The 24,416-nt window shown below is 40.7% G+C and carries 15 protein-coding genes and 1 pseudogene; 12 read left to right on the plus strand and 4 right to left on the minus strand.

Features of this window, described 5'->3' with window-relative positions:
- Positions 1-153: 153 nt before the first annotated feature.
- From pgl to gndA, 3 genes are all read right to left on the minus strand, one after another.
- Entirely contained in the window at positions 154-873 is a 720-nt protein-coding gene (pgl, locus tag KTO63_RS12350; protein ID WP_217791599.1) for a 6-phosphogluconolactonase, read from the minus strand.
- Between the two features lie 107 nt (positions 874-980).
- Positions 981-2,501, minus strand: coding sequence for a glucose-6-phosphate dehydrogenase (zwf, locus tag KTO63_RS12355; protein WP_217791600.1), 1,521 nt, complete (start codon positions 2,499-2,501; stop codon positions 981-983).
- A 110-nt stretch (positions 2,502-2,611) separates the two neighbouring features.
- On the minus strand, positions 2,612-4,024 hold the full coding sequence (gndA, locus tag KTO63_RS12360; RefSeq protein WP_217791601.1) for an NADP-dependent phosphogluconate dehydrogenase: 1,413 nt from the start codon (positions 4,022-4,024) through the stop codon (positions 2,612-2,614).
- Between the two features lie 630 nt (positions 4,025-4,654).
- Between gndA and KTO63_RS12365 the strand changes: the two genes are divergently transcribed.
- The 3 genes from KTO63_RS12365 to KTO63_RS12375 all read left to right on the plus strand — a co-directional run bounded on the left by KTO63_RS12365 (position 4,655) and on the right by KTO63_RS12375 (position 7,782).
- Entirely contained in the window at positions 4,655-5,284 is a 630-nt protein-coding gene (locus KTO63_RS12365) for a DUF47 domain-containing protein (RefSeq protein ID WP_232373151.1), read from the plus strand.
- Positions 5,285-5,326: 42 nt separating this feature from the next.
- Positions 5,327-6,364 carry an inorganic phosphate transporter gene (locus KTO63_RS12370; protein WP_217791603.1) on the plus strand — a complete coding sequence of 346 codons (1,038 nt, stop codon included), beginning with the start codon at positions 5,327-5,329 and terminating at the stop codon, positions 6,362-6,364.
- Between the two features lie 311 nt (positions 6,365-6,675).
- Entirely contained in the window at positions 6,676-7,782 is a 1,107-nt protein-coding gene (locus KTO63_RS12375) for a hypothetical protein (RefSeq protein WP_217791604.1), read from the plus strand.
- 86 nt (positions 7,783-7,868) lie between these two features.
- Here KTO63_RS12375 and KTO63_RS12380 read toward each other — a convergent pair whose 3' ends face one another.
- Entirely contained in the window at positions 7,869-9,131 is a 1,263-nt protein-coding gene (locus KTO63_RS12380) for an outer membrane beta-barrel protein (RefSeq protein ID WP_217791605.1), read from the minus strand.
- Between the two features lie 349 nt (positions 9,132-9,480).
- Here KTO63_RS12380 and rfbA point away from each other — a divergent pair, with 349 nt between their 5' ends.
- The 9 genes and pseudogenes from rfbA to KTO63_RS12430 all read left to right on the plus strand — a co-directional run bounded on the left by rfbA (position 9,481) and on the right by KTO63_RS12430 (position 24,360).
- Positions 9,481-10,344, plus strand: coding sequence for a glucose-1-phosphate thymidylyltransferase RfbA (gene rfbA, locus KTO63_RS12385; RefSeq protein WP_217791606.1), 864 nt, complete (start codon positions 9,481-9,483; stop codon positions 10,342-10,344).
- Between the two features lie 73 nt (positions 10,345-10,417).
- Complete coding sequence (galE, locus tag KTO63_RS12390; protein ID WP_217791607.1) at positions 10,418-11,473, plus strand: UDP-glucose 4-epimerase GalE; 1,056 nt, start codon at positions 10,418-10,420, stop codon at positions 11,471-11,473.
- Between the two features lie 161 nt (positions 11,474-11,634).
- Complete coding sequence (locus tag KTO63_RS12395; protein WP_217791608.1) at positions 11,635-12,588, plus strand: transketolase family protein; 954 nt, start codon at positions 11,635-11,637, stop codon at positions 12,586-12,588.
- Positions 12,589-12,790: 202 nt separating this feature from the next.
- Complete coding sequence (locus KTO63_RS12400; protein WP_217791609.1) at positions 12,791-15,688, plus strand: ligand-binding sensor domain-containing protein; 2,898 nt, start codon at positions 12,791-12,793, stop codon at positions 15,686-15,688.
- A 232-nt stretch (positions 15,689-15,920) separates the two neighbouring features.
- Positions 15,921-18,989, plus strand: coding sequence for a SusC/RagA family TonB-linked outer membrane protein (locus KTO63_RS12405; RefSeq protein ID WP_217791610.1), 3,069 nt, complete (start codon positions 15,921-15,923; stop codon positions 18,987-18,989).
- Between the two features lie 66 nt (positions 18,990-19,055).
- Complete coding sequence (locus tag KTO63_RS12410; protein ID WP_217791611.1) at positions 19,056-20,519, plus strand: RagB/SusD family nutrient uptake outer membrane protein; 1,464 nt, start codon at positions 19,056-19,058, stop codon at positions 20,517-20,519.
- Positions 20,520-20,607: 88 nt separating this feature from the next.
- Positions 20,608-21,948 (plus strand): glucoamylase family protein, encoded by a 1,341-nt coding sequence (locus KTO63_RS12415; RefSeq protein WP_232373152.1) that lies wholly within the window; start codon positions 20,608-20,610, stop codon positions 21,946-21,948.
- A gap of 178 nt (positions 21,949-22,126) precedes the next feature.
- Positions 22,127-22,524, plus strand: a pseudogene (locus tag KTO63_RS26455) (GxxExxY protein).
- 84 nt (positions 22,525-22,608) lie between these two features.
- Complete coding sequence (locus KTO63_RS12430; RefSeq protein ID WP_217791613.1) at positions 22,609-24,360, plus strand: discoidin domain-containing protein; 1,752 nt, start codon at positions 22,609-22,611, stop codon at positions 24,358-24,360.
- Positions 24,361-24,416: the final 56 nt, after the last annotated feature.

The raw sequence follows: 24,416 nt of genomic DNA on the forward strand, positions 1-24,416 counted from the left end.
AGATAAATGGTAAAAGTGGTGGTAATAGCGTGTGAGTGGGAGACCAAGATATTTACCACTAAGTCACTAAGGCCACTAAGTTTCACTAAGAGAGGTCTAAATTTAAAACAACCCTTAGTGAGGCTTAGTGGCCTTAGTGGTGAATTGTGAACTTTACAACTGTACAGCAGCCGCTTCATCTACAAACCAATGCAATTCTCCATTCACCGGTTTAATTTCCTGCGATGGATACATATCTGGATTGTAAGCGCCTTCCAGTACTTGTTTTAATGCATTCGCCTTATTTGCGCCTGTAGTTAAAAACGCAATCTTTGCGGCCTTATTTGTAATCGATTTTGTAATGGTAATGCGGAACATATCCTGTGCTTTCAGGAAAAACGCCACGCACCATTTTTCTATTTCGTGAACAACAGGAGTTCCCGGAAACAGAGACAGTGTATGTCCGTCATCTCCCATGCCGAGCAACACAAGATCGAAACTGGTTGCCGTCTTGTCGAAATAGCGATGCAAAATTGTTTCATATTCCGCAGCAGATTCTTCCGGAGAAATATCGGTTCGCATCACATGAATTTGATCTACAGGAACAGAAACATGGTCTAGTAAAGTGTCATACGCCATCTTTGCGTTGTTGCGGCTGTCTTCAAACGGTACAGCTCTTTCATCTCCCCAGAAAATATGCAACTTGCTCCAGTCAATCTTTTCTTTGTAAGGCGATGCTGCAAGAATGGTATGCAATTTATAAGGAGTAGAACCTCCCGATAAAGCAATGGTAAATCTGTCTTGCTTTTTTAATGTATCAACAATATAATCTGTGATCCATGCCGCTGCTGCATTGCTGAGAGCGTCGGCGTTGGGGAACTTATGTAAGTGCATAACAGGAATTAGGAATTAGAAATTAGGAATTAGAATTGATCAAGAGTTAGGAATTAGAGATTAGCTGAGTATACCTAAACTAATTTCTAATTCCTAACTCCTAATTCCTACTCTTTGTGCGGCGCAGGCAAAGTCACCCAGTTTCTTCCGTCGCGGGCGATCAACGCTTCTGCGTCTTCAGGTCCCCATGAACCTGGAGCGTAGTTAGGGAAGTCAACAGGTTGTCTTGCAGCCCATGTATCCTGAATAGGTTTGATAATTTCCCATGAAGCCTGCACCTGGTCAGAGCGCATGAACAAAGTAGCGTTGCCTTCCATTACATCCAGCAACAAAGTTTCATATGCTTCTGGTTCGTGCTCTTCGTATGCATCTTTGTAACTGAAGATCATGTCAACAGGTTTCAACGTCATATCCTGGCCAGGACGTTTTGCCTGGAAACGTAGACGGATATCCATGTCCGGAGCGATGCTGATTGTTAGGCGGTTTGGCCTCCATGTATCGGCAGATTCTGCAGGGAATGCATAATTAGGTGCGGGACGGAACTGAACCGTAACGATGGTTGTTTTTTCATGCATGCGTTTGCCCGTGCGTACATAGAACGGAACACCCTGCCAGCGCCAGTTATCAATGTAGAATTTAACTGCGGCAAAAGTGTCTGTTTTGGAATTCGGATCAACGCTTTTTTCCTGTGCGTAGCCAGGAACTTTGTCACCTTGCATCCAGCCGTCACCGTATTGTCCGCGAACGGCATAACGATGAACATCTTCAGTGCTTATTTTTCTGATAGCATTCAATACATCCACTTTTTTATTGCGGATCTCATCTGCTTCAAAATTCACAGGCGCTTCCATTGCTACCATGCAAAGTATTTGCAGGATGTGGTTTTGCACCATGTCTCTCAACGCGCCCGCTCTTTCATAGTAATCACCACGGCCCTCAACGCCTACTGTTTCAGACGCTGTGATCTGCACGTGATCGATATAGTTTCTGTTCCAGATTGGTTCGAACAATGCATTCGCAAAACGCATCGCCAGAATATTCTGAACAGTTTCTTTTCCTAAATAGTGGTCAATGCGGTAGATCTGTTTTTCATCGAACATGCTTGCAAGCAGCTTGTTCAATTCAAGCGCACTTTCAAGATCATGACCGAACGGTTTTTCGACTACTACTCTTGTGCATTTTGTATCAGCACAGATATTTAACGGCCCAAGTTTGCTCACGATGCCAGGCACCAGTTGCGGCGCCACAGCGAGGTAGAAAATTACATTCGGATGCTCGCCGAATTCTTTTTCTTTTTGTTTTACGATGTCAGCAATTTTTTGATACTCCGCATCTTGCTCGGCATCCATTTGCAGGTAGCTAACGTATTGAGAGAAATCCTGCCATTTGCCGGCACCGGTTTCCCCTTCTTTTCTTCTGCTGAATTGCTGAACACCGTTCAGTAAATGTTTGCGGTAATCTTCGTTGTTATAAGGACGACGACCAATACCTACGATCGAAAATTTTGTAGGCATCCATTCGTCAATGAAAAGATTATATAAAGCAGGTGATAATTTTCTGAAATTTAAGTCGCCACTTCCTCCAAATATGAATATGAGTGAAGATGCCGGACGTTTATGATTTTGCATAATTAGTTTTTGTTCTTGGTTAATAACTGAAGTCAAAAGTTAAAATTCAAAAGTCAAAATCTTGAAGCCGTAACCGAGGCTCTTTTTACTTTTTATTTTTGCCTTTTTACTTATTTGCCCCACTCAGTGTGGAACTTACCCGGCTCATCTATACGCTCGTATGTATGTGCGCCGAAGTAGTCGCGTTGCGCCTGCAACAGGTTTGTTGGTAATCTGTCTGAAGTGTAAGCATCAATGTAGCTCAACACAGTCATTAAACCACTTGCTGCATAACCATTCAATGCTGCTTTGGAAACAACATTGCGAAGGTTGGCAAGTTTACCTGTCAGCAAATCGGCGATTTCTTTATCCAGCAAAATGTTTGAAATTTTTTCGTTGCGGCTGTAAACGCTTGCAAATACTTCCAATAAAGAAGAACGGATGATACAGCCACCGCGCCATACACGCACCACTTCTTTCATTGGAATTTCCATTTTCCAATCGTTAGAAGCTTTGGTCAGCAATTCAAGGCCCTGTGCATAGCTGATCAACATTCCAATGAACATTGCATCGTGCAGTTGTTTGATGAATTCTTCCTTTCCCGGAAATGCCTTTTCAGAAGGTTTGTACAAAGCAGACGCTTGTACACGCTCTTCTTTCAAAGCAGAAATGTTACGCATGGTAACCGCCATATCGATAGAAGGAATTGGAACGCCAATTTCCATTGCATCTTGCGAGGTCCATTTACCGGTACCTTTTGCGCCAGCTTTATCAAGAATCATGTCCACCAAACGGTTGTCGGTCTTATCATCTTTTTGCAGGAAAATATCAGCGGTAATTTCTATGAGGAATGACTGCAAATCACCGGCGTTCCAGTCAGCGAACACTTTGTGCATTTCGTCATTTGTAAGGCCAAGACCTTTGTGCAGCATTTCGTAAATTTCAGTGGTCAGCTGCATGATGGAGTATTCGATACCGTTGTGCACCATTTTCACGTAGTGGCCGGCAGCGTCTCTGCCGAGGTGCGCTACACAAGGAACACCGTTCACTTTAGCAGCAACTGCTTCCAGCATAGGTTTTACAACAGGATAAGCAACAGGATCACCGCCCGGCATAATGCTTGGGCCGGTTCTCGCACCTTGCTCACCACCCGAAACACCCATTCCGATGAAATGGATCTTTTTATCTTCCAGGTATTTTACGCGGCGCAGAGTGTCAGTGTAATGAGAGTTTCCTCCGTCAATAATGATATCACCCGGCTGAACAAGCGGTAAAAGGTCTTCAATAACGTCATCTACTGGTTTGCCGGCAGGAACCAGCATCATAATCTTTCGCGGAATTTCAAGTAAATCGATCATTTCCTTTAGTGTACCAACGCCCTTCACGGTTGTGCCCGGGGTGGCCGAAGATTCCAATGCAGATGTTTTTTGACTGTCTTTATCAAAGCCTATCACTTTGAACTTGTTGTCTGCCATATTGAGCAGGAAATTTCTGCCCATTACACCCAGACCAATCATGCCGAAGTTAAATTGAGGAGTACTCATGGTTTGTTTTATAAGTGTGTAAGAGTTTGCAATTTAAGCAATTTGAGAAAGTGGGAAGGAGAAAATGTTATCCTGATCATAGTTTGTGGAGGCGGAGAAGGGGAGTGATGAAACGGGAAACGTGAATGGAAAGTCTCTGCTGGCGCTAATTTGATGACAGTATAAGAGGCTTCGCAATCGTTTACGTGAATGATAGGGAATCTTGTTTACTTATAAGGCTTGACAAAATAAGCGATGGTTGCTTGTCATCCCGAGGAACGAGGGATCTAGGACCTGCACAAACAGTATCCAAGCGGGAGACCCAGATCCCTCGTTCCTCGGGATGACAAGCAACTAACACTTCCAGTTATAAACACCCTGTAATCAGAAATCCTTTAAAAAAGATGTTGGATATTAATCGGAGTAGGCTGAAAATCAACTCATTCACAATTCACTGCTAAGTAGTCACGAACCTTTTCTAATCCTGAAGCGTTGATAACGAGAATGGTAACATTTTTTTAATATTTGACGACATATTCAATGTCAATTCTATATTAAGAAATTGTTACCAACTGAATTTGTGAATATAGCCTGATCAATAACTTTATTTTTGCGCAAATTTTATTATCATATATGGGCCTCAACTCAGTAATGAAAATTTTTATGCCGAAGGACAAAGTGTTTTACTCTTTGTTTGAAGAAGTGGCAGTGACAGTAGCACAAATGGGAAAATTGTTAAAGACGATCGTAGCCGAGCCGGATTTTGACAAAAGGGCCGCCTATATTTCCCGTATGGAAGACATGGAGCACATCAATGATGACTTCACGCACAAAATTTTCACCGAACTCGGAAGAAACTTTATCACTCCGTTTGACAGGGAAGATATCCACTATCTTGCCAGCTCACTGGATGATATTGCTGACTATATTTTCTCCGCTGCAAAAAAGATCAATTTTTACAAAGTAAATCCTAACGATCCCGGCATTCAAAAAATGGCCGATCTTATCGATCAGGGTGCCGAGCATATTAAAAATGCCGTACACGAACTGCGCGACATGAAAAACATGCGCCAGATCACTGATGCACTTGTAAAAGTAAACAGCATCGAAAACCAGGCTGATGACATTTACGACTTAAGCATCGATCGCCTTTTCGAAACAGAACCAGACGCTAAAGAGGTTATTAAGAAAAGAGAAATTTACCAGGTATTGGAAACAGTAACTGATAAATGCGAAGACGCTGCAAACGTTATCGAATCAATCATTATTAAATACGCTTAATCCCGATTGAAGTTTTCGAACTTCTAATTTTAAGTTTGACCCATGACATTTTTAGTCGTCATTATAATCCTGGCACTGGTATTTGATTACATAAACGGTTTTCATGATGCTGCCAACTCTATTGCCACGATCGTTTCTACTAAAGTTTTAACCCCTTTCCAGGCTGTATTGTGGGCCGCGTTCTTTAACTTCCTGGCCTTCTTTGTATCAAAATACATTATTGGAGAGTTTAAAATAGGTAATACCATCGCAAACTCTGTGCATGCAGACTTCATTAACCTCGAAGTAATATTTGCCGGTCTTGTGGCAGCTATTATCTGGAACCTGCTTACATGGTGGTTTGGTATTCCATCGAGTTCTTCACACACTTTGCTGGGCGGTTTTATGGGAGCGGCTGTAGCACATGCGAAAGCATTGCAGGTAAATGGGGTAGATGTGATCAACTATGTAAAAGTGATCCCTATTTTCATGTTCATCTTCTTTGCACCATTAATAGGTATGATCATAGCGTTTATAATAACAGTGATCATCGTAAATATTTGCAGAAAAGTTGCACCACACAAAGCCGAAAAATGGTTCAAGCGCCTTCAGCTTGTTTCATCTGCATTGCTAAGCCTTGCACACGGCGGCAACGATGCCCAGAAAGTAATGGGTATCATTGGTGCAGCCATCATTTTCTACGATAAAACACAAGGCATAAACCTGACTTTTAATGAATTTGTAAATCACTATATGTGGGTTCCACTGGCAAGCTTTACGGCGATCGCTCTTGGAACAATGAGTGGTGGTTGGAAGATCATTAAAACGATGGGAACACGTATCACCAAAGTGAATTCATTGGAAGGTGTAAGTGCCGAAACTGCAGGTGCCATTACGCTGTACGTAACCGAACACCTGGGTATTCCTGTAAGTACCACACACACCATCACCGGTGCGATCATCGGGGTGGGTGCCACTAAACGTTTATCTGCCGTGCGATGGGGCGTTACCATCAACCTGCTCTGGGCCTGGATATTAACCATCCCCGTGAGTGCGATCATTGCCGCGATAGTCTACTACATAACATCGATATTTGTCTAAATAAAAGAACCCTGGTGAAAGCCGGGGTTTTTTATTAACTGAATAATTGAATAACTGAATAACTGAATAACTGAGTGTTCGAATTCTGAGAACCAGAATCGATAATAAGCACTCAATTATTCAGTTATTCCGCTCTGCAAGGCTTGCAGCCTTGCAGCACTATTCTATCGTCTTTGACGATAACAGTATTGCCAGAGGCAATAAAATACAACTGCAAGGCTACAAGCCCTGCAGAGCGGATTGCCAGAGTTTATTCAGTTTATTCAGTTATTCAACCCGAAGGCGTACTTTGCATCCAGAAGAAAAGGACAATGCAAAAGAGTTTAGTCATCAAGGGAAGTCAAGCCCAGACAAGCAAGGCCCAACAGGCTTTCAATGGCCTGATCAGAAAAATTGAAAGGCTCCAGCATGCCATACAGCTCAATACCCAGCTTTTAGATGAGAAGCTAATGTATTACAACAGTGAAATGTTGAAACAGGAAAGAGAGTTGCTCGAAGCGAAAAAGGAAATAGTAAAAGAATTGTATAAGGCATTTATAAGCAAAACATACAAGGGAAGAGAAAGGACGTTATTGAAAAGCATTATCACCAGCCACCTGGAAGATATAATGGAAGAAGGGGAGTTGGAAGATGAGTTGCAACAGATATTCAGGGGAGTGAAAAAAATGGACTACCAGGAAATGAAGGCGAAAGATTTTGAAATGGAGAAGGAAAAGCTGGAACAGATTTTTAGTATGTATGGTTTTGATGTAAACACTGAAGCTTTTAAGTCTGCTAAATCGAAAGATGATCTGCTGAAAGAATCGTTCAAAATGATGGAGGAATTTGAAAGAAAAGCTGAGGAAAGAAAAAACGAAAAAAAGGCGGGCAAAAAAACTAAAAAACAACTTGCAAGGGAACTGAACGACCAACAAAAAGAGGAACTGCGCGGTAAAAATATTGGTCGTGTTTACAAACAGCTGGCAAAAATATTTCATCCGGATCTGGAACCCGATCCTGCTAAAAAAACAGAGAAGGAAGAACTGATGAAACAGTTGACCATCGCCTATGAAAGCAAGGATCTTCACACATTGCTAAGACTGGAATTGGAATATATTCATAAAGAAGAAAACAATACGGCAAACCTTTCTGAAGAAAAGCTGAAAATTTATAACGAAGTATTGAGAGAGCAAGTTGCAGAGCTGGAAAGTGAATTGCATATGCTGCCAATGCATCCTCAATATTCAGCACTGCATGCATTTGTAGACTTGTCCCAAAACATAGCAAGTCTCAATTTGGTGCACGAAAAACTTTTACGTGACAGCATGCTTCGCAAAATGAAAAAAGCCGTTGAAAAACTGAGAGGAACTACCAGCGAAGCTGCGGAGCAGATACAAAAACTCTTGAAACAATTTGAGGGGCGTGAGGAAGTTGAATAACTGAGTAACTGAATAACTGAGTGTTCGAATATCGAAGTCCATCTTCGACTTTAAACATTCAGTTATTCAGTTACTCAGTTATTCAGTTATTTTTTCTTGTTGGAAAACAAGTAGCCCACGCGAATCTGCTGGCAACTATATTTATCTGAAAAAGTCATGTAGTTTTCGGTTAACCTTCCAACGACCCCGTTGTACACTAAAGAAAGTTCTATCCGGCTATTCAATACACATCCAATGCGACCAATTATTGGCATTGAAGTGCTTCTAAAATCCTGGGTGTACTTCTCAGTTGCAGGAGCAGACTCTCCATATTTTACATAGTAACTAACTTCGGGATATTTGGAAAAATTGAGTCCTCCACCCAGACCAATGAAGAATTTGAATGATTCGGAATTGTACAAATTGGTCAACACAGACAGACTTATGCCGACCGTATTCCGTTTCAATTCATAATTATCTATCCATGTATTGGTTCTTTTATTGGAGCCGTGGAGCCTGTCCATGTAAAAAGAAAGCTCACCCCTTAACATTACTCTGCCTATGGCGGGTTTTATGAATTGATCAATACCTACGCTGAAAGCGGGGGTTAAGGAGCTTGAAAATTTTATCGCTGCCAAATAATCCAATCCTGTGAATTTGAAAGAAGATCTGTTTACACCTGCCTCAATGAAGAAGCGGTTTTTTTTATAATGGTTAGCTTTTTCAAACGTAACCTCATTTCCGCCATTAATCGTTTCCGCTATTTTAGTCAGTTCCCTTTGAGAATATTTGCTTCTTCCGGCAAGAGCATAAAGTTTATCTGTAGCCGCATTGTTCTGAATGGCATATTGAATCAATTGTCCCTGGAAGATATTCTCTTCTTTAACTCTTGCGCCCTCCTCATTATCAATACTGACACGGTAAATTAATTCCTGAGGTGCGGGGTCATCCTTGCCTTTAATATAAAAACGGAGCTTTAGTTTGTCTTTATAACTGTATAGTTGCACATACTTTCCAGCTGTCAATAGTCGGAGGAACACAGTGTCTGTCCTTTTGCTCGAGTCCACCCCGTTAGAAAGCCGCGAGAATTCTGATTCGTCCATACTAATACTGCATACCCACCTTGAATAGTACTCGTAGCCCTCAATTTCAAAGTACTGAACGTCGTGGATTCTGTAGGTCTGGAAATCGTTGTCCTCTAAATTCTTTTTGAATCTTATATCAACAGGATTTCTATCCTGCTCAACATAATCAACGTATCCGCGAAGGGTATCGGAGGAGTTTGTAACAATGAATGCTTTTTCAAATTTTTTTTGGGCAATGCCGGAAAGAGAAAGCAGGAGGATGCCTGCAAATAGAATAGGCTTCATGTGGGGCAAAGTAGGGTTTAAGGTCTCGAAATGATAGGGTTAAATTTTTCCGGATAAATGTAGGGAATATTTATTTAATGCCAAACGCTTAACGCTTAACGCAGGGTGCTGCGGCGTTAGGCGTTAAGCATTAGGCATTAGGCATTACTCTTTTCCAATAATTCACGGTTATTAATAATTTTTCCTCATTTTTGTTATACCCAACTATCCATTAAACATTGTTAACCGGGCATTTTTTATGCCTTTTTCTTAAAATTATCAAATGAAATGAGCCATAAGCATCATGCTTGTTCAAACCAATGATTGTTTTGGCGAATTCCATCTGGCAAAAAATTTAAAAGATTATCAGATGAAAGGAATTATCCTGGCCGGCGGTTCCGGCACAAGATTGCACCCGATCACTTACGCGATTAGCAAGCAAATAATGCCGGTATATGACAAGCCGATGATCTACTATCCGCTTTCTACTTTAATGTTGGCCGGCATAAGCGAAATACTGATCATTTCTACTCCCCACGATTTACCAATGTTTAAAAGACTTTTTGGCGACGGCAGCAGCTGGGGGTTAAAGCTTTCCTATGCAGAACAGGCGATTCCAAACGGACTGGCACAGGCTTTTGTAATAGGAGAGGAATTTATTGGCAAAGATTCTGTGGCACTGGTTTTGGGCGACAATATATTCTACGGAAGCGGTCTTGGCAAAATGCTGGCCAACAACACAACCCCCGATGGAGGCATAGTGTACGCTTACCAGGTGAGCGATCCTGAAAGATACGGTGTGGTTGAGTTTGACGCAGCCATGAACGCAATTTCGATCGAGGAAAAGCCAAAAGCACCAAAGAGCAGCTATGCTGTTCCCGGCTTATATTTTTATGACAACAGTGTGGTAGAAATTGCAAAGACCCTTGAACCAAGTCCACGTGGAGAATACGAGATTACCGATGTAAACAAAGAGTATCTGCGCAGAAAAAAACTGAAAGTTTCCATACTTGATCGCGGTACCGCCTGGTTGGATACCGGTACATTCGATTCGCTGATGCAGGCTTCGCAATTTGTGCAGGTAATTGAGCAACGACAAGGCATTAAAATAGCCTGTATCGAAGAGATCGCTTACCGCAAGGGATTTATCTCAAAAGAAAAATTGATAGAATTGGCTACACCCTTATTAAAAAGCGGTTACGGACAATATTTGATGCAACTGGTTGCTTCTTAAAAACCTATCTTTGATACACCAACATTAGTAATCGAAAACACAAAGTTTAGCCCAAAAAATAATTATCTGCAACATGAAAAAAATATTAGTCACCGGAGGCGTAGGGTATATTGGTTCGCATACATTGGTTGATTTGATAGAAAACGGATACGATGTAATATCGGTTGACAATAATTCACGCTCCAACCCCAGAATTTTGGAAGGCGTGGAAAAAATAACCGGTAAAAAAGTAAAGAACTACAAAGTTGATCTTTGCAATTACGACGACACTTATGCAATTTTCCAGGAGAACGATGACATTGTAGGTATCATACATTTTGCAGCATACAAAGCAGTGGGAGAATCAGTGGAGCAGCCGCTCATGTATTTTGAAAACAACATGGTATCCCTCATCAATCTCCTGAAGTGCGTAAAAGAATTTGAAATACCATATTTCGTTTTCTCTTCTTCCTGCACTGTTTACGGAAACCCGGATGTAATACCGGTTACAGAGAGCACACCATTAAAACAGGCTGAATCTCCTTACGGCCTGACAAAGCAAATGGGTGAGCAGATCATTACAGAATTTTCAAAAGCCAATCCTACCCAATGTATTTTGTTAAGATACTTTAACCCGGTAGGTGCGCATCCTTCCATATTAATAGGCGAATTGCCAATAGGCAGACCAGCCAATCTTGTACCGGCCATTACACAAACAGCCATTGGTAAATTGCCGCAAATGAAGGTTTTTGGTGATGATTATCCAACAAGAGACGGGTCTTGCCTGCGTGACTACATTCACGTGAGTGATATTGCACACGCACACACACTGGCAGTACAATTTTTGATCGATTCTAAAACAACCAAACGCTGTGAAATTTTTAATCTTGGCAGTGGTAATGGGGTTACTGTACTGGAGGCCATTAAATCGTTCGAGAAAGTAAGTGGCGTAAAATTAAACTACGCAATCGGTCCCCGCAGGGCAGGAGACGTAGTAGCAATTTACGCGAACAATTCATATGCTGTAAAACAGCTGGGCTGGGACTTAAAATACAAACTAGACGACATGATGGACACGGCATGGAAATGGGAAGTGAAACTGAAAGAAGACGAGAAGTTGTATAAAGTGCAGAATTCGGAGCTGAACTAACAAGGAACGAAGATTGTTATGATCTTCATGATTTATTATGATTTTATAATGGAGTTGACCTTTATATAAAATCATAATAAATCGTGACAATCTTGAAATCTGCCTGCCCGAAAGAATTTCATTCAGGCGGGCGTTCTACTTCATACTTAAAATCATCGTTTATGCTTAAAGACATTCAGGTAACCGGAAAAAAAGACACACGTAGCGGCTTTGGCGATGGCATCGCAGAAGTTGCCCGCAAAAACAGTAATGTAGTGGCTTTAACAGCGGATCTTGCCGGGTCGCTTAAGCTAAACCAATTTATTAAGGAATTTCCTGAAAGATTCTTCCAGTGCGGTATTGCAGAGGCCAACATGATTGGCATTGGCGCCGGTTTAACCATTGGAGGCAAAATTCCTTATACCACCACATTCGCAAATTTCTCCACCGGACGCGTGTATGATCAGATACGCCAGTCGGTGGCATACTCGAACAAGAACGTAAAAATTTGCGCATCACATGCCGGTCTTACATTGGGGGAAGATGGAGCAACGCACCAGATACTCGAAGACATAGGCATGATGAAAATGCTGCCCGGCATGACAGTGATTGTTCCTTGCGACTACAGCCAGACAAAGGCCGCGACGATAGCCATTGCAGATTATGTAGGCCCCGTTTATCTCCGCTTCGGCAGACCCGTTTGGCCAATTTTCACCAACGAATCAGATTTCGTTTTGGGCAAAGCGCAAATATTTTCTGAAGGAACAGATGTGAGCATTTTCGCCTGCGGTCACCTGGTTTGGAAGGCGATTGAAGCTGGAAAAATTTTGCAGGAAAAAGGTGTAAGCGTGGAAGTGATCAACATACACACGATCAAGCCGATTGATGAAGAAGCCATTGTTAATTCCATAAAGAAAACCAAATGCGCTGTAACAGCGGAAGAACATAATATTTTCGGAGGCCTTGGTGATAGCGTTGCGCATGTGGCTTCAAAGAATTTCCCTATTCCGATTGAGTATGTTGGAACCAAAGATACTTTCGGAGAAAGCGGCACACCAGAACAACTTCTCGCAAAGTATGGCCTTGATACTCCGGACATTGTAGCCGCCGCAGAGAGAGTGATCAAGAGGAAGTAAAATACTGATAGGAATTCAATCTTATATAAATAACCCGCAAAAATATACTTGCGGGTTATTTGCATTTGATACATTTACAGAGGAGTTGTTGATTGATAGTTTTTAGTTGTTAGATAGGCCTTGTTATTCTACTTGCCGTTCGATATCGGCTTCCACAACATCAAATACTTGCCGCATTTTTTTAATTATTTGATGTGCTATTATGAAAACGGTTACAAGGGTCTTGCTCGCTGTTTGCTTGTTGATATTCTTCGCATTTTCCACTTCATTTGCCGCCAATGGTAAAGATGTTGGGGTTCCCTACATTAAAAATTTTACAAAGGAAATTTATCGGTCTGGCAATCAAAACTGGTCCGTTGCCAAGGACAGAAATGGCATAATGTATTATGGCAATAATAATGGCCTGCTCACATTTGATGGCGATAGCTGGAAACTGTACCAACTGCCAAATAAACTCATTGTAAGAGGTGTTGCTGCTGATGATAGCGGAAAAGTATATACAGGAGGCTTTGGTGAATTGGGTTATTGGATGTATGACAAGAAAGGCCTGTTTACTTACACATCGTTGTTGAAATTGGTTCCGGACGGTTTGATGAATAAAGATGAGATATGGAAGATTTATGTAGATGGTAGCCGCGTTCTTTTTCAATCTTTTGCACGCATCTACATTTACGAAAACAATAAGATAACCACGGTAAGTGTGAGCAATAGTTTATTGGTTTTGTTGAAAGCCAACGATCGTTTTTTTGTGAATGTTTCTTCTAAAGGTTTGTTTGAACTAAAGAACGCCACGCTCGAGTTTGTTGAAGGCAGCCAACTGCTGGGCGCTTCAGGTGTGCTTACCATTCTTCCTTTTAAAAACAATAGTTTACTTATAGGAACCCCAAAGGATGGGTTGTTTGTTTATGATGGCAAGCAATTGTTTTCCTGGAAAAATGAAGCAAATGAGCTATTGAAAAAAAACACTTTGAACAATGGCTTGCATCTGCAAAATGGCAACTATGTTTTCGGCACCATTCTCAATGGTGTTTTTGTTTTAAACGAAAATGGCGAAATAGTTCAACACATTAATAAAGAGAAAGGCCTGCAAGATAACACCGTGCTTAGCTTACTTGAAGATGGAAGTGCGGGACTGTGGCTGGGCCTTGACAATGGCATAGCCCTGGTTGAACTCAATTCCCCGCTTTCGTATTACTTCGACAAAAGCGGAACTTTCGGAACCATTTACAGCAGCGTTGTTTACAAGGACAATATTTATCTCGCTACCAATCACGGCTTATTTACCAGCAGCTGGAACAGTAACGGGAGTGCCCGGCAATTAAATTTTAAATTGATCGACAATTCTCAGGGACAAATATGGCAGCTTGCTTTAATTGATGAACAGTTGTTGTGTTGCCACAATGAAAGGACATACAGAGTCGAAGGAAATTCGCTGATAAAAATATCAGATTATGGGGGAGGCTGGGTTATTAAAAAGTTGAATAAATATCCAGACTATCTTATACAAGGCACATACGTTGGATTATTGCTGTATAAAAAAGATAAAACCGGTCAGTGGATTTTTTCAAACAAAATAGAAGGGTTCAACGAGGCGTCCCGTTACGTGGAAGAAGATAATAAAGGGCAGCTTTGGGTAGGGCATACCTATAACGGACTTTATAAACTTACATTGACGGATGATTTGACGAAAGTTGCTTCCATAAAAAGTTATGGTGAAAAAAATGGATTGCCACGTGGTTTGAAAACAGCGGTTTTTAAACTGGATAATCAGCTGGTATTTTGCTCGGAAAATGGCGTCCACACTTATGATGCGCTTGGCGATAAGTTTGTAAAATATGATGAGTTAAATAGACGACTCGGTTCGTTTTTTACACTGAACAACATAGTAAGAGCCGATGAACAGCATTATTGGTTCACAAATCACGGAAGGATAGCGTTTGCAAATATTTCTCAGCCCGGCAAGGTCGAAATTGATTCGAATAGTTTCAATGTATTGCAAGGCAAAATGGTCGACAATTATGAAAACATAAATAAGATAAGTAACAACCTCTATCTCATAAGTATTGATGGCGGGTTTGCAATCTATAATACCGGCGCAGAAAGAAACGGATCATTAAAGCTTCAATCGGTGTTGGTAAGAACGGTAAAGGATATTACCGACACAGTGAGTCTCTTGGCAGAAAATAACAACGCAACGTCCTCCATTGCCATTCCGCACGATAGAAATAATATTTCCATACAATATGTGTTGCCCTGCTATCAGCAATCGAAAATTGAATACAGTTATTTTTTAGAGGGCTATTCAAAACAATGGTCAGAATGGACGACACAGACAACTAAAGAGTTTACTAATCTTCCTCACGGGAAGTTCCGGTTTTTAGTGAAAGCAAGGGTAAACAATGGAAAACAGGAAACAATGCCCACCGCGTATGAGTTTATAATTTTACCGCCCTGGTATGCTTCGGTAACAGCCCGTGTTCTCTATTTTTTATTAGTCATTTTGGCGATTCCATTAGTTGCACGGGCTTACAAAAAACATTGGGAGAAACAGAAGGAAAAAATTTTGGAAAGACTTGAAAAAGAAAAGTCTGAGTTCTTATTGAAAGAAACACTTCTTAACGAACAACGCATTAGCCAAATAAGGACGCAACAATTGGTAGCCGATCTGGCAAATAAAAACAGGGAGCTTGCCAACTCCACGATGAACATAATTTCAAAAAATGAAGTGCTTCAAAAGATCAACGATGAAATTGTAGAGTTGAAAGATAAGGATGGAAAAAAACTTTCGTCAAGTCAATTGAAGAAAATACAGAATGTAATAAACGATGGGATGAATGATGAACGAGACTGGAATTTGTTCGAAAGCAGCTTTAATGAAGCGCATGAAAATTTCTTTAAAAAATTGAAGGAAAAGCATCCTGAACTATCTCCAAACGATTTAAAACTTTGCGGCTATTTGCGCATGAATATGAGTAGCAAAGAACTTGTTTCTATTTTCAATATAACAATAAGAGCGGTTGAAATCAGGCGATACAGGCTTCGCAAAAAGCTGAATTTGGAGCATGACAAGAACCTGATTGAGTATTTATTGGAGATATAACACTACAACATTTCCTCTCATTCATAAAAAAATAGATACAACATTTTGAGAGTATTCACATTGCTTTCATTTGTAAATGTTTGATTGTAATTGTTTCACAACAGATGTTCCCTCTTTTCTAATCAAATCTTAAAAGTGTGTAGAGATGTTGAGGTGCTTTTTTTGGTTAGGCTGGCCATTGCTGACAAATTGCGGCGTTTAAAATTTTTTAACAAAAATCAAAAATGCCACTATGAAGAAACTACTCGCAATTCTTTTCGCAGTATGCTTCTGCTTCATGCAGGTAAAGGCACAGCAGGTTGTAACCGGCAGGGTTACAAACAGTGCCACCGGCGGAGCGCTCCCTTCTGTAAGCGTACTCATTAAAGGAACATCCTCTGGAACACAAGCAAATGAAAATGGCGAATTCAGCATCAAGGCTGGTGAAAATGCCATATTAATATTTAACTCTATTGGTTATGAAAGCCAGGAAATTGTTGTAAAAGGACAGAGTGTAATCAACGTAAAATTGAAAACAGCTTCGAAGGATTTAAATGAAGTGGTGGTTGTAGGTTATGGAACGCAAAAGAAAGCAGACATTACTGGATCAATTACACAGGTGAAGGGAGAGGAGCTTGTTAAAAGTCCTACAACTTCTCCCATGGCTGCTTTGCAAGGCAAGGTAGCTGGTGTTCAAGTCGTAAACAATGGAGCTCCGGGTTCAGCACCAACTGTAAGAATACGTGGTGTAGGTTCATTTCAAACAGCAGCGCCTACTTCAGGCAACGAAAATAGAACTGGCGGAGTAACTACTTATGGCCAACCCCTATATGTGGTAGACGGAATGTTGTTCGATGATATTAGTTTCTTGAACAATAGTGACGTGGCAGAAATGTCATTGTTGAAAGATGCATCTGCATCTGCCATTTATGGTGTTAGGGCTGCAAATGGTGTGGTAGTGATAACAACAAAAAAAGGTGCTCTTAACAGACCTGCAACTTTTACATTTGATACATACCTAGGATTTCAGAAGCCGGTAAATGTAATAAAAATGGCTAATTCTCAGGAATATGCCACTATGATGAAAGAAATGGGTTCTACCAATGGGTTGTCAATATTGAGAAATTCTATAGATAAATACGGTGGTGACACAACAAGCCTCACACCTGCAACAAATACTGATTGGTTTGATCAATTACTAAGATCAACAGCAATGGTTCAAAGCTATAATTTGGGTGTAAACGGAGGAACCAGTAACGCTGCTTATGACTTTGGTGGAACATATTTGAAACAGGATGGTATACTGAATGTGAACAATAACTATCAGCGCATTAACATGCGTGGTAAAGTTGATTTTAAAGTGACAGACTTTTTAAAAATGGGCTTTAATTTCATTTTATCAAATACAGATCAGTGGATACCTAACAATAATGCCATGCAAAGCGCATTTGTAAATCCATCTATCTATCCGGTTTATGACCCCAACAATCCTAGCCAACCGTATCCACAACCATTTGCATCTCCTACTCAGATAGGATTGTCAACTTATTTTGGTAATCCAATGGCAGAGCTAGTTTACAAGAGCAATACAAGAGAAAAAATAACAAGAATAGTTCCAAATATTTATGCTGATGTAAACCTTCTCCCAAAAAGTAAGCTTGTATTTAGAACAGCTTTCAATCAGGATCTTTCTTTTGGAGATTTAAGAAAATATACACCACAGTTTATGGTAGGACCTGGCCAGCAGCAGCCATCCTCTACCTTAAGAAAAGAAACCAATAATTATCAAAACTATGTTTGGGATAACACGCTAACATTTAAAAATAGTTACGACAAGCACAACTATTCGGTAATGTTGGGAAACTCATACAGAAACGAAACATATCGTTATGTAATGGCTCAAGCCAATAATGTACCTGGCGATAAAGAAGAGTATTTATATGTACATAATGGTAACAGCGATACACGCATTAATGATGATTGGGGTCACAAAAGAAGAGGCTTATCATACTTTGGAAGACTTACATACGATTACGATGGCAGGTATCTATTAACTGCAACTTTCCGTGCCGACGGAACTTCGAAGTACCAGGATAAATGGGGATACTTCCCATCAATAGGTTTAGGCTGGGTGGCAACAAAAGAAAAATTTATGGAATCTCAGAAGGTATTTGACTTCCTTAAAATAAGAGGTAGTTGGGGTCAGTTAGGAAACGATAAAGTACCTGCAAATGACGGAATGGCCTCTGTCATGTATGGGCAGTCAAACTCTGGAGTTTTTGGAAATGGAATTATTCCTGGTTATACAGTTAACAGCACATTCAGCTATTTAGGTTGGGAAGTTGTTTCTGAAACTGACCTGGGATTTGAATCCCGATTCTTAAATAACAGATTATCTTTCGAATTTGATTACTTCCACCGGATGACCAACAATGCCGTTTTCCCCAATGAGGTTCCAAACATTGGAGGAACAATCCTATGGAATAACGGAAAGATTTTGAATGAAGGATATGAATTCAGCCTGGGCTGGAGCGATGCAATAAACAAAGAATTCAGATACTTTGTGAATGGCAACCTTGCTACTTTAAAAAACAAAGTAGTAAAAATGCAGGCACCTATTTATACTGGAAGTTCAGAATTTCCACAAATATCAAGGGTGGGAGAATCGGTTGAGTCATTCTATGGGTACCAACAGGCAGGTGTATATCAAAACACTAAAGAAATAGCTGATGATCCAATTGCAGTTGCTAACGGATTAACGCCTGGTGATTTTAAATATGTAGACCAAAATAAAGATGGCAAAATTAACAGTGATGACCGCATTGTAATGGGGGCTTACTTGCCAAAGCTTACCTATGGCTTCAACTTGGGATTTAGCTACAAAGCCTTTGATTTTTCTGCCAGCTTCCAGGGGGTATCTGGCAACAAAATAGCTAATCTTAAAAGAGCGGTAAGAAGATGGCAGTCAACCACTAACTACGACGAGGCACAAGTGAAAAATCGCTGGCACGGAGAAGGCACAAGTAATTTGTATCCTTCGGCAGAGGGGTCGGTTAATCCTTGGAACGTAAGTAACTTTAGCACATTTAATATTGAAAGCGGCTCTTATTTCCGTATTCAAAATATTCAACTCGGATATACATTTGATAACAGAACAATCAAAAGCTTGAAAAGAGGAAGCGCACGTGTTTATGCAACAGCAGAAAGACCCGCAACTTTCTTCAAGGCAAATGCATTCACTCCTGAAATTGCCAACGGCGTAGACCAATATGTATATCCTGTGTCTGCACTGTATACGTTCGGAATCAAACTTACCTACTAGTAAAATTTAATTAAAGCGTTTAATGCATTTTATTTTAACGCTTGTACGGAAATTAAAATAATTGACATGCAAAAGATTATTTATAAAATAAATATGGCTTTGGTGGTTGGAGTAATTTTGCTTACAACCAGTTGCAATAAGTATATCGATATTTCTCCTGAGGTGATTTTACCTGCTGATCAAGCTGATTACACAGACTCGACTCAAATGTATATGCCAGTATCCGGTCTGTATGGAATCGCAAATAATAAATTTTCTTTCTGGGCAGCGCAAGGGCTTATTGCTGTGAGAGGAGATGATATGACTAAAGGGGGCTCAGAAAATGATCAGGTGGAATTTCGTTACTGCAATGAATTCCAATATGATAAAATAAAAACATTCTGGGCACTAAATGCGACCTGGCAGGGCTTGTATAAAGTTGTCTATGTGGCTGATGACGCTTTGCTGGCATTAAAAGAATATGCAAAATATATTAGCACGGCAACAGAGATTAAGAAGAATAATTCTTACGCAGCTGAAGTAAGATTTATAAGAGCATATGCTCTTTTCCGTATTTCAAACTTTTGGGGAGATGTGCCGTTGATATTAAACACTCAGGACCTTACTCCTAAAAAGGCATCGCTTGCTGACATCAGAAAGTTTATACTTGCGGAGATGGATACTTGTATCGCAAATCTGCCCGATATGAGACCTAACGAAAGAACCGATGCTGCTGGTGCAGTTACAAAGTATTCTGCTTTAGCGCTAAAAGCAAAGGTTCAATTGTATATGCAAGATTATGAAGGCGTAGCATCTTCAACTGACCAAATTATTAATAGTGGTAAGTTTGAATTGTATAACGACTTCTATCAGCTATTCAAAATTCCCGGTAAACTTTCGAACGAATCTCTGTATGAGTTACAGTTTACAGACTTTGGCACGAGTAGTGGTAATATGATCGAAAGTGACGCCTGGTTTGGTTTTCAAGGGCCTTCAGGCAATCCTGATCCAATTTCAGGCTGGGGTTTTATGTCACCTACGCAAAATGTTCGGAGCTTTTTTGCTGGTAGAGGTGAAACTGTAAGAGCAAATACCACTTTCTTATTGACGGGACAAACCACTCCTTCTGGTGATGCTATTGCCGCCGCCGCTGCCGGCATGCCTACTTGCTACAATGGGAAAGCTTACACTCCTTCAAGCCAAATGACGGCAGGTAGAACTAACTATGGTGCCAATAATAACATACGTGTTTTAAGATACGCTGATGTATTATTGATGAATGCCGAAGCCAAAATTAGAACAGGGGGAAATGGTGATGAGTCACTAAATGTCGTTAGAAGGAGGGCAATGCTGGCCGATAAGACAGGAGCTACATTACAAGACGTATTAGATGAAAGAAGAGCTGAATTGGCAAATGAATGGGGCGAACGCTTCTTTGATCTTATAAGAACAAATCAGGCACAAACAGTTTTGCCAGGTTTTGTGAAAGGTCAAAGCGAATTTTATCCCATTCCTCAAAGACAGATTGACTTAAATCCGAATTTAAAATAGCAACGCGAAACAAACTTAAACAAGCACTCTTAAACTTATTTTTAGAGTGCTTGTTTACTAATTACAACTTTTTAAGCGATCAAATAAAATGGCTAAAAGAGTATTACTTGCTTGTATGTTGTTTGCGGCTTTGTCATGCATCGCTCAGAAAAAGCAAAGCCAGGCTTTTGACCCAACAAAGCGACCAAAGAATCTTTCAGATACGGCACTTCTCGAACTTGTACAAAAACAAACATTTAAATACTTCTGGGACTTTGGGCATCCGGTAAGCGGGCTGGCACGCGAGCGCAGCAATACCTCGTTTGATTATGGTGATGAAGTAGTGACAACAGGCGGCAGCGGCTTTGGCATCATGTCCATTATAGTAGCTGCAGAACGTGGCTGGATAACACGTGAGCAAGCAGCGGAGCGCATGAGTAAAATCGTAAAATTCTTATGGAAAGCAGATGCTTTTCATGGTGCCTTTCCACATTGGATGAATGGCGAAAGCGGCAAAGTAATTCGCTTTGGAAGAAAAGATGATGGAGCAGATCTTGTAGAGACTTCATTTCTTTTTGAAGGCTTGCTGTGTGCGAGACAATACTTCAGTAAAGACAATAAAACGGAGCATGAAATACGCGATCGAATAAACTGGATGTGGGGAGAAATTGAATGGAACTGGTTCTCGCGTGATGGGCAGGACGTTTTATACTGGCACTGGAGCCCTAACAATGGTTGGGTAATGAACTTTCCTTTGCGTGGCTTTAATGAGTGTCTAATCACTTATGTTCTGGCAGCTTCTTCAGATAATCATCCTGTGGGGGCCAATGTATATCACAGAGGATGGGCGCAAAGCGATTTCTTTAAAAACGGTAAAGAGTTTTACGGCATCAAACTGCCATTGGGATTTGATTACGGCGGACCATTGTTTTTCTCTCACTATTCTTTCGTAGGACTCGATCCCCATGGCCTGAAAGACCAGTATGCAGATTATTGGGAACAAAACAGAAACCATACTTTAATCAATCGGGAACATTGCATACGTAATCCAAATCATTTCAAGGGTTATGGTCCTGGTTGCTGGGGCTTAACGGCTAGTGACACCTATAACGGTTACAATGCGCATTCACCTACAAATGATTTTGGAACCATTACGCCCACTGCTGCATTGTCTGCATTTCCCTACACGCCGGAGTATTCCATGCAGGCGCTCAAACATTTTTACAATGATCTTGGAGATAAAATATGGGGCGAATATGGATTTGTAGACGCGTTTAACGAAACACAAAACTGGTATGCAGATTCTTACCTGGCCATAGATCAGGGCCCCATTATAGTAATGATTGAAAATTATCGAACCGGCTTATTGTGGAAGTTGTTTATGAGTTGTCCTGAGGTAAAAAATGGCCTGAAGAAATTGGGGTTTGAAAGCCCTTCGCTAGCGAAGTAGGGTTGCCACAGAAGCACAGAGAAACAGAAAATATGTTTTTGTAGTGAGTGATTACGAAAATGAAAGACTCAGAAATACAGTAGAGTAAAAAGGAATTGATAAAAAGCAGCGCAAAAAAAGCAAAAATATTTTTCTGTTCTTCTGTTCCTCTGTGGCAATTAAAAAGAATTCCGAACATATGAACTACGATTACACAAGCCAGGAGAAGTATCCACTTCAGGAAGAGACAGGAGCCGTTATTGGAGATGGTGTGACAATACACAAGATTTTAGGACCTGGCTTTTTGGAAATAGTTTATAAAGACGCTTTTGAATATGAGTTTAAAACGCAGAATGTTTTTTTGAAAGAGAAAAGGAGTATCAGATCAGATATAAAGGCATTTTACTAAAGCATAAGTTTTACGCAGATTTTGTGGTGTGTAATGATGCCATTTTAGAGATAAAGGCAAAAGAAGGAGGAATCGCAGAACAGGACTATGCACAAGCGTTAAATTATTTAAAATGCTCCGGTTGTAAAATTGCTTTGATCTTAAATTTTGCGAGGCAAAAACTGGAAATCAAAAGAGTGATTTATTAAAGGACAGCCACTGAAGCACAAAGGAACTGAAAAAGAAAAATATTCTCTGTTCTTCTGTTCCTCTGTGGCAATAAAATAATAATTATGAACAAGCGAATTATTCTGCTATTTGTTCTTTGCGTGTTGAGCGTAACGCTATTCGCCCAAAGAAAAACTTATTGTAATCCAATCAACATAGATTATGGCTATTGTCCCATTCCCAACTTTACCACATGGGGCAAGCATCGTGCAACGGCAGACCCTGTAATCGTTAACTACAAAGGCGATTATTATTTGTTCTCTACAAATCAATGGGGATATTGGTGGAGCAGTGATATGCTGAACTGGAACTTTGTGTTCAGACATTTTCTTACAAAAGAACTAACTGACAAGTATCCTAATTTATATGATGACTTATGTGCTCCGGCAGTTGGAATAAAAGGTGATACCATGTTTGTATTCGGATCCACTTACACAAGCGAATTTCCGATCTGGACAAGCACAGATCCCAAAAACAATAAATGGGAGAAGGCGGTGGATCATTTCGAAATCGGCGGCTGGGACCCTGCATTTTTTACCGACGATGATGGCAAGCTGTACATGTACAATGGAAGCAGCAATGTGTACCCGATGTACGGAGTTGAACTTGATAGAAAAACATTTAACCCCATCGGCACGCGTAAAGAAACTTTGTTGACCAATGGCGAACGTTATGGTTGGCATCGCTTTGGCGAGTATATGGACAATACATTTCTCAAGGGATTTATGGAAGGTTCGTGGATGACAAAACATAACAACAAGTACTACCTGCAATGGGGCGGGCCAGGAACGGAATTCAGTCATTATGCAGATGGTGTGGCAGTAAGCGATCACCCGCTGGGGCCATTCACACACGCATCACTGCCGATGAGTTATAAGCCCGGCGGCTTTGCACGCGGTGCAGGGCATGGAGCAACCTTTCAGGATAAATGGGATAACTATTGGCACGTGTCAACAATGGTGGTTGGCGTGAAAAATAATTTTGAAAGACGCATCGGAATATGGCCGGCCGGCTTTGATAACGACGACGTAATGTACTGCAACACCGCATGGGGAGATTATCCGCATTACATACCCTCCGGCAAAGCCGATCATTTGCAAAGCCAGTTTACAGGTTGGATGTTGTTGAACTATGACAAGCCTGTGCAGGTCTCATCAACACTTGGAGGCTTCCATGCAAACAATGCGGTTGATGAAAATATCAAAACGTATTGGAGTGCACAAACAGCAAACAAAGGCGAATGGATACAAACAGCTCTTGGCGAAGTTAGTACCGTTAATGCTGTGCAAATAAACTATGCTGACCAGGATGCTGAATTTTTAGGAAAGCAACAAGGCACTTATCATCAATACAAATTGTATTACTCAACAGATGGCAAGACATGGAAAGTGCTGGTGGATAAAAGCAATAACAAAACCGATGTGCCGCATGAATATGTGCAACTCGATAATCCTGTTAAGGCGCGCTATATAAAACTGGAGAACATACATATGCCTACTGGCAAGTTTGCCATATCCGGATTGCGGGTGTTTGGTTTGGGCAATGGTGCAAAACCTGATGCTGTAAAACAATTCATTGTGTTGCGCACAGAAGATGATAAACGCAGCGCATGGATAAGATGGCAACCGGTTGATAATGCCTATGCCTATAACATTTATGTGGGAACGGCGCCCGATAAGTTATACAACTGCATTATGGTGCACAACGCAAATGATTATTTCTATAAAGCAATGGACAAAGAAATGCCTTATTATTTCGCGATAGAAGCCATTAATGAAAATGGTGTTTCTCAACTAACAAAAGCAAAAGCTGAATAAAAATCGCCGCAGAACCGCAGAGGAAATTTTTAGACTCAGGGCTTCGTAGCACAAAC

This window comes from Pinibacter aurantiacus, assembly GCF_019130065.1.
GTDB classification, from domain to species: domain Bacteria; phylum Bacteroidota; class Bacteroidia; order Chitinophagales; family Chitinophagaceae; genus Pinibacter; species Pinibacter aurantiacus.